Raw genomic sequence first — 15,435 nt, forward strand, 5'->3', positions numbered from 1 at the left:
CTAACATGGTCTAAGTGATTGATATTAAGTGTTTGTTGCTAACTACCATAAATAATATGTTAGAAAGTATCAAACAAATCTGAGTTTTTTGTGTGTTTCTTCACTGTTTAAATTTCAAGAATTATTAAGATGGAATCATGTTAACGACGGACGAAGAGAGTGAAGTATGTTGTTCGATACCATTATCAAAAGCGTAGAGGTATTTGACGGTACGGGTGCAGCACCATTCATTGCTGATGTTGCGATTCGTCAAGATCGTATTGAGCAAGTAGGGCAGCTAGACGAGCTTTCTGCAAAGAAGGTTATCAACGGTCAGGGTCTTGCGTTGGCTCCGGGATTTATTGATGTGCACACGCACGATGACACCAATGTGATTCGTTACCCTGACTGCTTGCCAAAGATCAGCCAAGGTGTGACGACAGTAATCGTAGGCAATTGCGGAATTAGCGCGAGCCCTGCGGTACTCAGTGATACTCCGCCAGACCCAATGAATCTATTGGGCAAGCAGGAAGACTTCAAATACCCAACCTTTGGGGAGTATGCGAAGGCGGTACAAGCGGCGAACCCTGCGGTCAACGTTGCAGCGTTAGTCGGTCACACAACTTTACGTAACAACGTAATGGACGACTTACTGCGCACGGCAACCGATGAAGAAATCGACCAAATGCGTCAAACACTGGCACAAGCGATGGAAGAGGGTGCGTTGGGTTTGAGCTCGGGTCTTGCTTATGCGAGTGCCAAGCAAGCCAACGCGGATGAAGTCATGCGCTTAGCGGAAATTCTCGGTCATCACGGTGGTATCTACACCACGCACATGCGCACCGAGTTTGAAGAAATCATCAGCGCAATGGAAGAAGCCTTTGAAACTGGGCAGTACGCGAAAGTGCCAGTGGTGATTTCTCATCTGAAATGTGCTGGCGCAGGCAACTGGGGACGCACAGTAGAAGTGCTGGATTTGATGGATAAGGTTTCTGAGCATCAAGACGTGTCTTGCGATTGCTACCCATATTCTGCGAGTTCGTCAACGTTGGATTTAAAACAGGTGACCGATGAAATCGACATCTTCATCACTTGGTCTGAAAGCAAACCTGAACACGCTGGCAAGATGCTGAAAGACATTGCTGACGAGATGCAGCTGCCTCTTATGGAAGCAGCAAAAGCGTTGCAACCTGCGGGCGCGGTTTATCACTGCATGGATGAAAACGACGTCAAACGTGTACTTAAGTATAAGTTGACCATGGTGGGCTCGGATGGATTACCAAACGACCCGCACCCACATCCACGTTTGTGGGGCACATTCCCGAAAGTCTTGGGGCATTACTGCCGTGAAGAACAGCTTTTCCCATTAGCAGAAGCGATTCACAAGATGACGGGTATGTCGGCAACACGCTACCAATTGAAAGATCGTGGGGAAATAAAAACAGGCGCTTACGCAGACTTGGTTTTATTTAACCCAAATACAATTAAAGATACTGCAACGTTCGAAAATCCAATTTCCGTCGCGCAAGGTATTGAATCTGTATTTGTAAATGGCGAACTATCTTATTTAAAAGATAAAGTCACCGAAAATAGAAATGGCGTATTTATTTATAGAAATAATACCCATCAATAACTTATTAAATAAATTAATTTTATAGATTAAGCATTATCACTGGAGAATATTATGTCAATTAAACGTTATGGTGTAGAAGGCGGCGTAGGTACTGGCGGTCAACATTTACCATTTGCACGTGCAACAGAAGCGGGCGGCTTCTTATACGTCTCGGGTCAAACACCAATGACTGACGGCGAAGTGGTAGAAGGCGGTATCGTTGACCAGTCTCGCTTAGCGATTCAAAACTGTGTTGATATCATGGAAGAAGCAGGCTACACGCTTGCTGACGTGGTACACGTAAAAGTGGTATTAACGGATTCTCGTTACTTCCAATCGTTCAATAAAGTGTTCAGAGAGTTCTTTGGTGATCACCCACCTGCACGTATTTGCATGGTGTGTGATCTCGTGGTGGACGTAAAAGTTGAAGTCGATGTGACTTGCTACCGCGAAGATCGCAGATAGAAATCACACTTTACCTAATTAAATAAAATAGAGTGCCGGAAATAATTACTTTCCTGTTATTATCTTTTTGGCACTCTCACTCCCTACATAAATATAATTTCATAAAGCAGTAGTGCCTAATATATTTAGCAAAAGCTATAAAAATAAAATTAGATAATTTCTGGAATAAAATCTAATACTTGCTGCTGGAATTATATCAATCTGAAAGATGGATTTTGATATGAGAGGTGTTCAATGAACAGTACACTTTTTCTTACCGGCTTCGGTGCGTATGTCTTATTTTTAATTTGGTTGGGATGGTTTGTCTCTCGCAATCAAAAATCAGGTGAAGACTTTCTACTCGGTGGTCGAGGTTTACCTCTGTTCCTCGTATTAGGTACCACGGTAGCAACCATGGTTGGCACGGGCTCAAGTATGGGCGCGGTTGGCTTTGGTTACTCAAACGGTTGGGCTGGTGCGCTTTACGGCATTGGCGGCGCAATTGGTATCTTGTTATTGGCGCTGTGGTTTGCGCCAGTTCGTAAACTCAACTTTATGACTATGAGTGAAGAGCTCGCATACTACGTAGGTGCAAACCGCATCGTGAAGAACGTGGTTGGTCTGCTTATCTTTATCGCTTCTATTGGCTGGTTGGGCGCACACATCCTTGGTGGTGGCATGTACCTAGCGTGGATTGCCGATATTGAGCTGAGCACTGCGAAGATGATCATTGCAGCAGCGTTTACCATTTATGTGGTTATTGGCGGCTACACTGCGGTGGTTTGGACGGACACCATTCAAGCTATCATCTTATTCGTTGGCTTCATTCTAATGGCGGTACTGTCAGTGCAGCACATTGGCGGCTTGGATAACTTGTACTCAGCCATGGACCCAGAAGCAGTGAGCTTCCTTGCGATTGATAAGCTTGGTTTAATCCCAGCAGTTTCTCTTGCTGTTGTGATTGGTGTGGGTGTACTTGCAACCCCTTCATTCCGCCAGCGTATCTACTCAGGTAAAGACGTATCAACCATCCGTCGCTCATTCGTGGCTTCTGGTGTGCTGTACTTGTTCTTCTCTATCATTCCAGCAGTCATTGGTATGGCGGCGCATGCGATTGACCCTGAACTGAACAACGCAAACTTTGCGTTCCCATACATCGCGGCAACGGTATTGCCAGTAGGTGTTGGTCTTATCGTTCTGATTGCAGGTCTATCAGCAACCATGTCGAGTGCAAGTTCCGATGCGATTGCGGGCGTGTCTATCCTACTGCGTGATGTTTACGTCATGTTCACCGGTCGCGTGCCAAATAAAGAATCCATGTTGAATTACTCTCGCTTGGCTTTGGTTGTAGTGATCGGTTGTGCATTGCTGTTCGCGCTAACTTCGAACGACATCATTAGCTACATCACTAAGATGATCTCGACAGTCATGTCTGGCATGTTCGTGTGCGGTATGTTGGGTCGCTTCTGGAAGCGTTACAACTGGCAAGGTGCATTGGCAACATTGGCAGGTGCGTCCATTGCTTCATTTGCAGTCATGATGAGCCCTAACCTGACTGCTTTCTGGGGCAACCCAGTGATTCCATCTTGCTTATTTGCCCTAACTGCTGGTGTGGCAGTGAGCCTAGTGACTCCAGCTAACCAAGTATCACCAGAAATGGCACGAGCAATCCTTGATGATGAGCGTGCTCTAATGGAAATGGAACTGTCTGACAAAGGTGTTCTGGAAGAAGACGCTTCTCTACAAAATCGCGCAACGGCGGCAAATCAAAACGCTTAACAGCAGAGAGTTTCCGGCTCGAACAGAAACTCGCTCATAAGCTCCTGACAAACTGGTGGCTCCCCCGAGCCACCATTCTAAATTTATCCAAAGTAGGTGAACGATGACCGATTCATCCCAGACTAAAATTGCTTTCTTTGGCGAATGCATGATTGAACTAAGCGGCGACCCAATTCGCAAAGGCTTTGGTGGCGACACGCTCAATACCGCACTTTACCTCTCTCGACTGACGGCTCAGCAGCCTGTCCAAGTGTCATACGCGACCGGTCTTGGGGAAGACGTACTTTCTCAAGAGCTTCTGGAAAACTGGCAACAAGAGGGCATTGCGACTGATCTTGTCGAGATCTTCCCAGCTCAACTACCGGGTTTGTACATGGTGCAGACCGACCAAGAGGGCGAACGCAGCTTTCTTTATTGGCGTGACAGCGCAGCCGTTAAAAGTTACTTCTCTACCTCTTCACTCAACAAATTAGAAGCCGCGATTGCGAACCGAGAGCTGGATTACCTCTACCTAAGTGGTATTAGCATTGCGATATTAAATGACGATAGTAAAGTAAGGCTTAAAAAGGCGTTAAGTCAGTTCTCACAAGGTGGAGGCAAGGTTATCTTTGATAATAACTTCCGTCCTCAACTTTGGTCTGCACAAGAGGCAAAGCATTGGTACAGCCAAATTCTGCCTTTAGTCGACATTGCGCTTATCACTGAAGACGATGATGTCTTGGTATGGGGTGAAGAGGAAAGTGCCGAGCAGCGCTGCCTTCGCTTTGGTTGTCAAGAAATCGTGATTAAACGTGGCTGTGAGCCTTGCAAATTGGTTTGGTCGCATGGTGATGACAAGCAAACCGCTTACGTAGCCGCCGAGAATGTCGTCAAAGTGATCGACACCTGTGCTGCTGGCGATTCATTCGCTGCAGGTTACCTTGCAGGACGATTGACCGGACAAAGCTGCGAGCAGTCTGCCCAACTCGGTCACGCACTAGCGGCAACCGTTATTCAATATCCTGGCGCAGTCATTCCAAACGACGCCATGACTCATCTAATTCGATAATTTCCGAGAACGTATTATGTCCCAAGCAATGATTGAGCAACTTCAGCAATTTAAAGTTATTCCTGTTATTCAAATCAATAAGGTTGAGCACGCGATTCCATTGGCAAAAGTGCTAGTAGAAAACGGTCTGCCAGTTGCGGAAGTGACCTTTCGAACAGAAGCCGCTACCGATGCGATTAAAGCCATGCGCGATGCCTACCCGCAAATGTGCATCGGTGCTGGCACGGTACTGACGCCAGAGCAGATTACCCAAGCAAAAGACGCGGGTGCAGAGTTTATTGTTGCGCCGGGGTTGAACCCCAATACCGTGCGTCGCTGCCAAGAAATCAATATGCCAATCGTACCGGGCGTCAATAACCCAAGTCAGGTTGAACAAGCACTCGATCTGGGTTTGAACTTCCTCAAATTCTTCCCGGCGGAAGCGAGCGGCGGTATCGCGATGGTGAAGTCACTACTCGCACCTTATGTTGATGTGAGTCTGATGCCGACAGGTGGTATCGGTAAAAGCAACGTCAATGATTACCTAGCCATCGACCGTGTGGTTTGTTGCGGTGGTACTTGGATGGTGGCACCGAGCTTAATTGAAAACGAACAATGGGACGAAATTGGCAAGCTGGTTCGTGAAGCTGTAGAGCTGGTTGCGTAACTCAAACAGAGCTCTTTTACCCAAGTCACCAGACCCCATTAAATAGCGTGACTTGGGTTGAACAATAATAACAACGACAGGATGGCGCGGATGAACAAAGGTACATTAGCACTACTCATTTCAGGCTTAATCACAATTCCAACGGAAGCGATGGTGATGACTCCCAACACCGATCTTAACCTAATGCCTTACCCACAAAATGTAGAGTTGGGGCAGGGTAAAATCACACTGGATAAATCCTTCAGCATTTACATCAAAGGCTACGATTCACCGCGCGTGCAGTTCAATGCAAAGCGCACTATGGATCGTCTATATCGCCAAACCGGCTTACCAATGTTGAACTGGCATGCTGAGTCGGAAAAAGACGCGACCTTGGTGATTGATATTCGTAATGCGCCCAAGTCCGAGGTGCAAGACATTAACAGTGATGAATCATACCAACTTGAATCGCGTAATGGTCAGATCATCATTCGCTCCGAACGCCCTTACGGTGCTTTCCATGGTTTAGAAACATTCTTGCAGTTGGTGACTACGGACGCGACTGGCTATTTTGTGCCTGCGGTGTCGATTCAAGATGAGCCACGTTTTCCTTGGCGTGGTGTTTCTTACGATACTTCCCGTCACTTTATCGAACTTGATGTGATTCTTCGCCAACTCGATGCGATGGCATCAGCAAAAATGAACGTCTTCCATTGGCATATTTGGGATGACCAAGCGATTCGTATCCAGCTCGATAATTACCAAAAGCTGTGGCAAGACACCGCAGATGGTGATTACTACACCAAAGATGAAATTCGCTATGTAGTGAATTACGCGCGTAACCTTGGCATTCGAGTTATCCCTGAAATTTCTTTGCCGGGGCATGCTTCGGCTGTAGCGCACGCTTACCCTGAATTAATGTCTGGTATGGGTGAGCAGTCTTATCCGCATCAACGTGGCTGGGGTGTGTTTGAGCCGTTAATGGACCCGACCAACCCTGAACTCTACAAGATGCTGGCGAGCGTGTTTGACGAAGTGGTTGAGCTCTTCCCTGATGAGTACTTCCATATCGGCGGCGATGAACCAAATTACCAACAGTGGAAAGACAACCCGAAGATTCAGCAATTCATCAAAGACAACAATCTGGATGGTGAGCGTGGTCTGCAATCGTATCTGAACACCAAGGTTGAACAGATGCTGGAACAGCGCGGTAAGAAGATGACTGGCTGGGATGAAATCTGGCACAAAGACCTTCCTACCTCGATTGTGATCCAAAGCTGGCAAGGGCACGACAGTATCGGTCGAGCAGCAAAAGAGGGCTACCAAGGTATTCTCTCAACAGGCTACTACCTAGACCAGCCCCAACCAACCAGTTACCACTACCGAAATGACCCAATGCCGAAAGGAATCACGGTAGATGACCAACTTCATCAAGGTGAGAAATTCGCGACTTACGATTGGGTTAAACCGCGCAACAAAGGCGGTCCGCGCACCGGCAATCTAACCATTATTGAAGCAACAGACGGCAGCTATCGTGCGTTTACCGATTACAACGGTAAGTCCCGCGAAGAGGTGTTCATCATTGAGTATGTGCCGGGTGTGAAGTTTAAAGGGCACTTCGATAACTTTATGTCTTACACCGAATTCAACTATGACTTCGCAGATGGCAAGTTGAAAGATACTAGTTACCAGTTGATAGGCAATGTTCGTTGGCCTGCGACTGGAGAGTTGGTCGCGAGCAGTGACATGGCAGGGAGTGTCATTCCTGAGCCGAACGGTGGCTATCCGGCTGAGCTGACCGAGAAAGAACAGCAGCGAATTTTAGGCGGAGAAATCACCATCTGGGGTGAGAACCTCGATTCAATGACCATCGAGCAACGCTTATGGCCACGAAGCTACGCGATTGCAGAGCGTCTATGGTCTAGCCAAGACCTGACCGATGAGCGTAGCATGTACAAGCGCATGAAGGTGATGGATACATGGTCTGAGATTTCGCTTGGTCTGCGCCATCATGCCGATGCCAATATGATGTTGAAACGTCTTGCTAATGGTGCGGACGAAGCACCGCTACAAACGTTAGCGAAGTACATCGAGCCGGCTCAATACTACGCTCGTCATTGGGAGAAGTGGATCTCTACGCCAAACGAGGGTGATTTGTACAACCAGTATGAGCGACTAAACCGCTTTGCGGATGCATTGCCAGTAGAAAGCCTAGCAGTGTACGAGATGAAAGATTTGGTCGCAGTTTATGCTCAAGGTGATAAAACCGCGTTGGATGCGTTAGCGATGCATTATCAAAGCGTTAAGTTAGCGGCGCAGCAAGCCAAACCTATTTTCGCGACCAACGTGGCGTCAGTAGAAACGGTGCCAGTTGCAGAGTCTGCCATCAAAGTTGCCGACTTAAGTTTAACCTTGATTGAGCTCGCCAAGCAGGGCCGTGGTATTAGTCAATCTGACGCTAAAGCGTATCAACAAATCATCAATGAAAATGCGATTATCTTTGATGAAACCATTGTCGCTATTGTCGTACCAACTGAGCGGTTGCTTCACACTTTAACCGATTGATAACTAAAAGGGATTGCCGTCTGGTAACGCAGGCGGCATCTTATCGTTTAAGCACTCTTATATCTCCCAAAGGTTTTCTCATGACAGTAAATGGTCACTTACATTTTTATGTAGGCACCTATACCGATTCACCAAGCCAAAGTCAGGGCATCGCGTGTGTTTCTCTTGATATTGCTACTGGCGCATTAACGCTCACCAATGAACTTGTTCCTGAAGCGGTGAAAACGGTTCGTAACCCTTCTTACCTTGTGCTCAAAGGAGAGGGGTTATATACCTTTAATGAAGTAGAACGCTTGGAAGGAGCAGAACTGATTTTTGCTGAAAAAACAGATAGCTATGGATTGCCAATTGAAGGTGACTACCCTTGCCATATCGACATTAAAGAGCCGCTAATTGCTGTTTCAAACTACGGTTCCGGTAATGTAAGTGTTTACCAACTTTATGAGCAAGGTAAGCCTTTGAAATCCATCGCAGAATTATATGTGGAAGGTAGTGGTCCCAATACTGAACGTCAAGCCTCGCCTCATGCGCATCAAGCAACGTTTCTCAACCACTCCGAGCAACTTGCTGTGGTCGATTTAGGCACAGACAGTGTTCATTTCTATGACTATAAAAAAGATGGTGAGACAGTTAAGTTTTCACTTTCTCAAAGCATCGCGATGCCTCCTGGTTCTGGCCCTCGTCATTTGGTCTTCGATAGTGATGAGTCTGTTGCGTACGTTGTTTGCGAACTGTCCGAAACGCTGGTGGTACTCCGTAAGCAAAGGGGGCAATGGAATCTGACTCAGCAAGTGAAGCTGCTAGCCGATGAAGAGAACAAAGAAGCGGCGTCTGCTATTCGTCTCTCTGCGGATGAGCGCTTTGTCTATGTCTCATGCCGTGCGCAAAATCTGATCAGCACATTTGATGTAATGAGTGATATTCCGGTTCAAATTGCCGCGTCCGATTGTGGTGGCGCGTTCCCAAGAGATTTTGTTTTATCCCGTGACGGGCAGTGGATGCTCGTTGCCAATCAACATTCACATAATGTCGCTAGCTTCCATAGGAATCCGGAAACTGGCGTTATCACTCCAACCGGATACTCATGCGACATCGGTGCGCCTGTGTGTTTGGTTGAGAAGCCGTAATTAAGAGAAATAACATGACAATTCATCGTATTAATCCATGCAAACGTTGGTCTGATGTAACGGTATTCAACGGTATTGCCAACTTTGTTGAGGTGGCAGAAGCAGACACCACTGCGGATATGAAAGGGCAAGTACAACAGATTTTCGACCAAGCTGAGCAAATGCTAGCCAGTGTTGACAGCGATAAGTCACGCATTCTATCTGTGACGATTTACGTGACAGATTTTGCTAACTTCGATGCCCTTAACGAAGTGTGGGATGCGTGGTTCCCTGAGGGCTGCGCACCGAGCCGTGCTTGCGTCAAAGTTGAATTGGCGAATCCTGAACTCTTAGTCGAAATGGCGTTCGTTGCAGCTGCGGGTGAGAAGTACCAGTAACGGCTCATCGTTAGCTTTTATCGAGATAATATACCCAAGTGACTTCAAGATGCAGGATTCAGAGCGTTGTCATTGATTCGAGAGTAAGGAAAACAACGCAGTGTAATAGCTAGCTCTTTCCAAGTTGTTTGACGCAGCCATTTGTTTGACTAAAAAAGCGAGTCAATGACACGCTCCCAAAGGGCACTCTTTGCAAATAGTAAGGGGCTTGGCTTGTATACTTTGTTGCCGATTCTTGATTTAGAATGACTAGATCTTTAAATCGCCGCCGCGTCTACAAACCAAGTCAGTCTCGCTGAACCCAGCATCTCGAGGTTACTTGGGGATAAAGTGCCACTCGTATTGAACGGAGTGGCATTTTTGTTTCTGGTCTAATCGAGTGATTTCTTAAAGCGCAAAGAGGCGACGACTAAGCCCACCACGGTAAAACCAAGCAACCATATTGTGTCTCGCCATAACTCCATTAGATCGGCACCACGAAGCACCACACCACGAATGATGCGCATAAAGTGGGTCGCGGGCAGAGCCTCTGATATCCATTGAGCTGCGACTGGCATCCCTTCATAAGGGAACATAAAACCAGACAGAAGTATAGACGGGAGGAGAATAAATACCGTCATCTGCATGGCTTGAAGCTGTGTTGTGGCGATGGTGGATATCACCAAACCGAGCGTTAAACTGGCGGCTATAAACAACAAGGTGCCAAATAATATCTGGCTAATGGCTCCATTTATCGGCACGCCAAAGATCCAATGCCCCAAGCCAAGAATAATAAATACCTGAATTAAACCGACAAAGATGTACGGAATAATTTTCGCAACCATGAGCTCAATAGAATGAATTGGCGTGGTGATGAGTAATTCCAAGTTGCCTCGTTCTCTTTCTCTCACAATGGCAGCACTGGTAAACAAGATCATCGTCATTGTAAGTATGACCCCAAGTAAACCGGGTACGATGTTCACTGCCGAGCGCCGACTCGGGTTGTAATACAACGCGACTTCAAAAGTTTTGGTGGGAGCAGGGCGGATCTCAAAGTCGAAATCAGTCAATGGCATGGTCTGCAGCGAGAGAATGGCTGAACTGATCATGGTATCAGAGCCGTCCACAATCCACTGTCCCAGCTCTCGACCTTGCACCATACGCTGAGTTAAATCGCTTGGCAGAATGAGTGCCGCGCGCACGAGACCGTCTTGTATCGCTTGTTCCGCCTCTGAAGCGGTGGCAAAGGTTTCGACCACATCGACAACTTGAGTCACTTTTACCGATTCAGTAATAACGCGACCTGCGGTGCTACCGCTTTGGTCAACAACGCCGACGGGAATATTGCGAATATCGGTATTGATGGCGAATCCAAATAACAATAATTGGATCAGAGGAATCATGACCACCATGCCAAAGGTGATTCGGTCACGAGAAAGCTGTCGAATCTCTTTGATCATCACCGCCTTCATTCGAGCAATGGACTTCATCATTGGCGACCTTCCCCCGTTACACTAACGAATACATCTTCTAAGCTAGGACGCGCGATGTTCATCTCGCAGCCTGCAAGTTCTGGGAAGGTTTGTATTAACCAATTAATCGGTTGTTCGATATGTTGATGAATTAGGATGCGTAAGCGGATACCTAACTGGGCAGCAGAACGGACTTCTTCACGTTTTATGACTTTCTCTTTCAGTTCACGCAAGTTATCCGCTTTGACCTCGACAATATTCACACCCATTTGCGCCATGAGTTGCTCCGGCTCACCATCAGCACGGATTTCTCCAGCCTCCATAATAGCAAGTCGATGGCAGCGTTCTGCCTCGTCCATATAGTGAGTGGTGACCAAAATTGTGGTGCCTTGATCGGAGAGATCAAATAATTGCTCCCAGAAGTCACGACGGTTCTCCGGGTCTACGGCGGAGGTTGGCTCATCGAGAAACAACAATTCAGGTTTGTGCATGGTCGCTGCCGCAAGAGAAAGTCGCTGCTTTTGTCCGCCACTCATGCCACCAACGCGTTGCTTACGTAATTGATCAAGTCCATATGTCGCTAATTGTTCTTCGATGCGAGCTTTAAGCGCTTTAGTATCCATGCCAAAGATCTGCCCAATAAACTCGAGGTTTTCTTGAACGGAAAGATCATCGTAGAGGGAGAATTTTTGCGTCATGTAACCAATTTTGAGTCGCAATAGCTCAGATTGTCTTGGGATCTCTAATCCTAAAACATCAACATTGCCTTCACTTGGGCTGAGTAGACCCGTTAACACACGAATGGTGGTCGATTTACCGCAACCATTTGGACCCAGAAAGCCATAAATACTGCCTTTGGGCACATTGAGCGTGATGTTATTGATGGCAGTAAAGTCACCGAACTTCTTTACCACATTCTCTGCTTGAATTGCGTATTCAGTCATCGTTTACTCCACTAAATCCACTTGTGCAGGAATGCCTGAAGGTAGAGATTCAGCAGAGTCTTGTAAATCGACTTCTGCAAGGTACATCAAGCGCGAACGCTCTTCCTCTGTTAGGGCGAAGTAGGGGGTAAATGATGGTTCAGTAGCAACCCAGCGCACGGTTCCTTCTAAAGGTTTTTCGACGCCATCCACATGGACTTGTACGGCTTTACCGGGAATAAAGTTAACTCGATAAGTCGCAGGGACATAAACACGTGCATAAGGGACACGGCTTGCTTGAATCACGGCAACGATGCCATTGACTGGAACGCGCTCGCCTAAGTTAAAAGGTAGATTGTCGAGCAAACCATCACGGGTAGCGGTAATGGTTAGCTCTGCTAGTTTTTGCTGTTGAAGAGCCACATCTGCTTTTGCTGCCATCAGTTCGGCCTTGGCTTGTTCAATGTCTTCTGGACGTGAGCCTGCGGTAAGTTTGCTGAACTCTTCTTGTGACGAGTCTAACTCGGCACGCGCAGAATCTCTTGCTGCCAATGCGGTGTCTTTTTCCGATTGGCTGATGAGTTTCTTACGTACCAATTCTGCTTTACGTTGGTAGTTCTTTTGAGCTTCGGTTAATTGCGCTTCTGCTCTTGCAACTCTTGCTTGGGCTGCTGCAATATCTTCAGGACGTTCGCCATTGGTCAGCTTTAATAGGTAAGCATCTGCTTTAGCTTGCTCAGCTACGGCGCGGGCTAATATCGCTTCTTGGTTCTTAGTATCGAGTTGAACTAGCACCTCACCTTCAGTTACTTGGCTGCCTTCTTTAATGGGTAGAGCACGAATGATTTCGCTTGAGGTGGCTGTAAAGGTGACGCGGTCACGTTCTAGTGTGCCAAGAGCTTGCTGACCATCGTCTTTTGAGCAAGCGGTCAAAAGGGTGATAACAAAGGTGCCAAGAATGATTCGCTTCATCATGCGATGCTTCCTCAAGAAGTTGAGCCTGATCGTAGGTCAGGTTGCAGAAGAATGTGGGACTGTATTCAGTGTAACGTGGACAAGTTTTAGTCGGCTAGGGCGATAATTCCCTCAATATTCATCAATTGATTAATTATTATACCCAAGTGACTTCAAGATGCAGGATTCAGAGCGTTGTCATTGATTCGAGAGTAAGGAAAACAATGCAGTGTAATGGCTAGCTCTTTCCAAGTCGTTTGACGCAGCCATTTGTTTGACTAAAAAGCGAGTCAAAGACACGCTTCCAAAGGGCACTCTTTGCAAATATAAGGACCTTGGCTTGTATACTTTGTTGCCGATTCTTGATTTAGAATGACTAGATCTTTAAATCGCCTCCGCGTCAACAAACCAAGTCATTCTCGCTGAACCTAGCATCTCGAGGTTACTTGGGTATAGAAATAGTTTTTACACTTTATACGCCACAAAGAATAATCATAGTGGGTTACCCTGATGCTAGTGGGTTTCGGTGGGATAAATTGGAGAATCGAGACGGCGATCGGGTTTTCTCTGAAGCGATAAAAGAAACAGAGCCCAATGAATGAACATTGGGCTTTGGATATGCGAGTAAAGGTAGGCTAGAAGCCTTTAATGATTGGTTAAGCCGTTTTAAATTGACTTACAATTTCTTGTAGACCAACAGCTAGCTCACTTAAGTCACGACAAGCAACCGCGGTTTGGCGAGAGCCCGTTGCCACTTCACTAGAGAACTGATTGATGTGTTCTACGTTACGATGCAATTCTTCAGTGACTGAGCTCTGCTCGCTACATGCGCTTGCAATTTGAATGCTTTTCTCTGCAATGTTGTCCACGCTTTGCTCGATTTGACCAATGGTTGCACCTGCGTTTTGTGCTTGTTCAACACACACTTGAATCAAATCATTGCTGTTGTTTGTCGCAGACACTGCGGTTTTAGAGCAGTTTTGTAGCTTGCTAATTATGGAGACGATCTCTTCTGTGGATGATTGCGTGCGACTTGCTAGTGTACGTACCTCGTCTGCAACAACCGCGAAGCCTCGACCTTGTTCACCAGCGCGTGCTGCCTCGATCGCTGCATTGAGAGCCAGAAGGTTGGTCTGCTCAGCAATATCTTGAATCACGTCGACGACAACGCTGATGTTTGATGCGTCTTGCTCAAGCTCGCTGACCATGGTGCCAACAGATTGGATCGCAACAGATGCTTCATTGATTTGCGAGATACACTCTTGAACGACTTCTAAACCTTGTTTCGCATCGTTCGACGCACCATTCGCGGTTTCAGATGCGGCTTCGGTGTTGTTGGCGACATCGTTAACTGTTGCTTGCATCTCGTTCATTGCGGTTGCAATCAGATTAAGCTGTTGCTGCTGCTCGTCCATACCAGATGAAGTTTGTTCCGAAATCGCGCTCACTTCTTCTGTTGCTGTACTTACTTGTGCGGTAGTTGAAGAAATGCTGTCAACCAGACTTAAAAGCTTCGCCTGCATATCGATACATGCATCGGCAAGGATACCAAGTTCATCATTACCAATCTTATTGCGTGGCAGTTGGTAAGTAAGATCACCAGAGGCAATCTTAGACGCCATTTCAACAACATAGTTAAGTGGTGAGCAAATTTGCTTGGTAAGGAATAGCCCTAGAGAAAAACCCAAAGCTAACAAGGCTACAATAGCAATGATGCCATAAGTAATCGCATCGGTTACCACGATATGCGTGCTGTCGATGTCTTCTTTAATGAAGGTTTGGTTTAGCTCAACAAGAGCGATGATAGCGTTTTGTAGCTCTTGGAAAGCAGGGAAGCCATCAAGCAGCATTGCGTTGGCTTCATCAACTTGCTTGGTTAGAAGCAGTGCGGAGTATTTTTCATTGAAGCTACGGTATTTTTCCCATGCATCGTTGACACGGTTGAAGGCATCACGGTCACGTTGATCCCATAACGACTGACCATACTTTTTAATATAGTTGTCAACTTTACTTTCTGATTCATCTAGACCTTTCAACCATGTTTTAAACTCAGCATGGTTTACATTCGTCAATAAAGAAAATTCATCTTTTCTTAAAATGCCGACTTCGATTTCAATGTTTTTAACTAACAAAATACTCGGAACTGTGGTGTCAGAAAATTCCGACATCTTTCCATCGATTAATTTAATTTGAGAGTTAAAGAAGAAAGAGAGTGCAATTACGGCGGCGGAGATAATTAATATCAACGCACTAATTTTACTTTTAATACTTAAGTTAGAAATCTTCATAGACTCACTGCAAATTTGGGGGGCTTGAAAAGTCCGGAGTCTAAGGGGGAGAATAGATATATTGTGTGATGAATGTCGCAAAAAATTTTATCGCAACCTGAATTAAGTTGGAAACTTAATGTTCATCTTTCGTTTGAAAATAAGTTAATAATTAATCGATATTGATGAGGGTGATTATTAATTAAATGATAAATTATTCTAATTCCCAATATGTATTATTGTTGATAACTAAATGGCAATTCAGAATTTACCTATTGTTCAAT

At 46.1% G+C, this 15,435-nt stretch carries 12 protein-coding genes; 8 read left to right on the plus strand and 4 right to left on the minus strand.

The window, feature by feature from the left end; all coding sequences use genetic code 11:
• Nucleotides 1–166 precede the first annotated feature (166 nt).
• From ABMY42_RS19660 to ABMY42_RS19695, 8 genes are all read left to right on the plus strand, one after another.
• The gene (locus tag ABMY42_RS19660) at nucleotides 167–1,612 is read left to right on the plus strand and encodes a D-aminoacylase (RefSeq protein ID WP_078609818.1); all 1,446 of its coding nucleotides are present in this window, start codon (nucleotides 167–169) and stop codon (nucleotides 1,610–1,612) included.
• 51 nt (nucleotides 1,613–1,663) lie between these two features.
• Entirely contained in the window at nucleotides 1,664–2,056 is a 393-nt protein-coding gene (locus ABMY42_RS19665; protein ID WP_005425100.1) for a RidA family protein, read from the plus strand.
• A 234-nt stretch (nucleotides 2,057–2,290) separates the two neighbouring features.
• Nucleotides 2,291–3,814 carry a sodium:solute symporter family protein gene (locus ABMY42_RS19670; RefSeq protein WP_349266692.1) on the plus strand — a complete coding sequence of 508 codons (1,524 nt, stop codon included), beginning with the start codon at nucleotides 2,291–2,293 and terminating at the stop codon, nucleotides 3,812–3,814.
• Nucleotides 3,815–3,917: 103 nt separating this feature from the next.
• On the plus strand, nucleotides 3,918–4,862 hold the full coding sequence (locus tag ABMY42_RS19675; protein ID WP_349266693.1) for a sugar kinase: 945 nt from the start codon (nucleotides 3,918–3,920) through the stop codon (nucleotides 4,860–4,862).
• 16 nt (nucleotides 4,863–4,878) lie between these two features.
• Entirely contained in the window at nucleotides 4,879–5,508 is a 630-nt protein-coding gene (locus ABMY42_RS19680; RefSeq protein WP_349266694.1) for a bifunctional 4-hydroxy-2-oxoglutarate aldolase/2-dehydro-3-deoxy-phosphogluconate aldolase, read from the plus strand.
• 90 nt (nucleotides 5,509–5,598) lie between these two features.
• Nucleotides 5,599–8,052, plus strand: a complete 2,454-nt coding sequence (locus ABMY42_RS19685; RefSeq protein WP_349266695.1) for a beta-N-acetylhexosaminidase — start codon at nucleotides 5,599–5,601, stop codon at nucleotides 8,050–8,052.
• An 80-nt stretch (nucleotides 8,053–8,132) separates the two neighbouring features.
• Entirely contained in the window at nucleotides 8,133–9,179 is a 1,047-nt protein-coding gene (locus ABMY42_RS19690; protein WP_349266696.1) for a lactonase family protein, read from the plus strand.
• A gap of 14 nt (nucleotides 9,180–9,193) precedes the next feature.
• Nucleotides 9,194–9,556 carry a RidA family protein gene (locus ABMY42_RS19695; RefSeq protein ID WP_005452545.1) on the plus strand — a complete coding sequence of 121 codons (363 nt, stop codon included), beginning with the start codon at nucleotides 9,194–9,196 and terminating at the stop codon, nucleotides 9,554–9,556.
• A 371-nt stretch (nucleotides 9,557–9,927) separates the two neighbouring features.
• On the opposite strand, the gene ABMY42_RS19700 is transcribed toward ABMY42_RS19695, so the two are convergent.
• The 4 genes from ABMY42_RS19700 to ABMY42_RS19715 form a co-directional block, all read right to left on the minus strand.
• Complete coding sequence (locus tag ABMY42_RS19700) at nucleotides 9,928–11,025, minus strand: ABC transporter permease (RefSeq protein WP_005452544.1); 1,098 nt, start codon at nucleotides 11,023–11,025, stop codon at nucleotides 9,928–9,930.
• Complete coding sequence (locus ABMY42_RS19705) at nucleotides 11,025–11,951, minus strand: ABC transporter ATP-binding protein (protein ID WP_009697272.1); 927 nt, start codon at nucleotides 11,949–11,951, stop codon at nucleotides 11,025–11,027. The genes ABMY42_RS19700 and ABMY42_RS19705 overlap by 1 nt, the downstream gene beginning before the upstream one ends.
• A gap of 3 nt (nucleotides 11,952–11,954) precedes the next feature.
• Nucleotides 11,955–12,902 (minus strand): HlyD family efflux transporter periplasmic adaptor subunit, encoded by a 948-nt coding sequence (locus ABMY42_RS19710; RefSeq protein WP_033008374.1) that lies wholly within the window; start codon nucleotides 12,900–12,902, stop codon nucleotides 11,955–11,957.
• Between the two features lie 638 nt (nucleotides 12,903–13,540).
• Nucleotides 13,541–15,172, minus strand: coding sequence for a methyl-accepting chemotaxis protein (locus ABMY42_RS19715; protein ID WP_050908714.1), 1,632 nt, complete (start codon nucleotides 15,170–15,172; stop codon nucleotides 13,541–13,543).
• Nucleotides 15,173–15,435 lie beyond the last annotated feature (263 nt).

Source organism: Vibrio sp. SSH13-20 (genome assembly GCF_040104475.1).
Classification (GTDB): domain Bacteria; phylum Pseudomonadota; class Gammaproteobacteria; order Enterobacterales; family Vibrionaceae; genus Vibrio; species Vibrio harveyi.

Excerpts from the sequence above, each read along its gene's own strand:
- ABMY42_RS19715 (WP_050908714.1), bottom strand. The coding sequence starts at position 15,172 with ATGAAGATTTCTAACTTAAGTATTAAAAGTAAAATTAGTGCGTTGATA.
- ABMY42_RS19660 (WP_078609818.1), top strand. The coding sequence starts at position 167 with ATGTTGTTCGATACCATTATCAAAAGCGTAGAGGTATTTGACGGTACG.
- ABMY42_RS19670 (WP_349266692.1), top strand. The coding sequence starts at position 2,291 with ATGAACAGTACACTTTTTCTTACCGGCTTCGGTGCGTATGTCTTATTT.
- ABMY42_RS19695 (WP_005452545.1), top strand. The coding sequence starts at position 9,194 with ATGACAATTCATCGTATTAATCCATGCAAACGTTGGTCTGATGTAACG.
- ABMY42_RS19680 (WP_349266694.1), top strand. The coding sequence starts at position 4,879 with ATGTCCCAAGCAATGATTGAGCAACTTCAGCAATTTAAAGTTATTCCT.
- ABMY42_RS19700 (WP_005452544.1), bottom strand. The coding sequence starts at position 11,025 with ATGAAGTCCATTGCTCGAATGAAGGCGGTGATGATCAAAGAGATTCGA.
- ABMY42_RS19665 (WP_005425100.1), top strand. The coding sequence starts at position 1,664 with ATGTCAATTAAACGTTATGGTGTAGAAGGCGGCGTAGGTACTGGCGGT.
- ABMY42_RS19685 (WP_349266695.1), top strand. The coding sequence starts at position 5,599 with ATGAACAAAGGTACATTAGCACTACTCATTTCAGGCTTAATCACAATT.
- ABMY42_RS19705 (WP_009697272.1), bottom strand. The coding sequence starts at position 11,951 with ATGACTGAATACGCAATTCAAGCAGAGAATGTGGTAAAGAAGTTCGGT.
- ABMY42_RS19690 (WP_349266696.1), top strand. The coding sequence starts at position 8,133 with ATGACAGTAAATGGTCACTTACATTTTTATGTAGGCACCTATACCGAT.
- ABMY42_RS19675 (WP_349266693.1), top strand. The coding sequence starts at position 3,918 with ATGACCGATTCATCCCAGACTAAAATTGCTTTCTTTGGCGAATGCATG.
- ABMY42_RS19710 (WP_033008374.1), bottom strand. The coding sequence starts at position 12,902 with ATGAAGCGAATCATTCTTGGCACCTTTGTTATCACCCTTTTGACCGCT.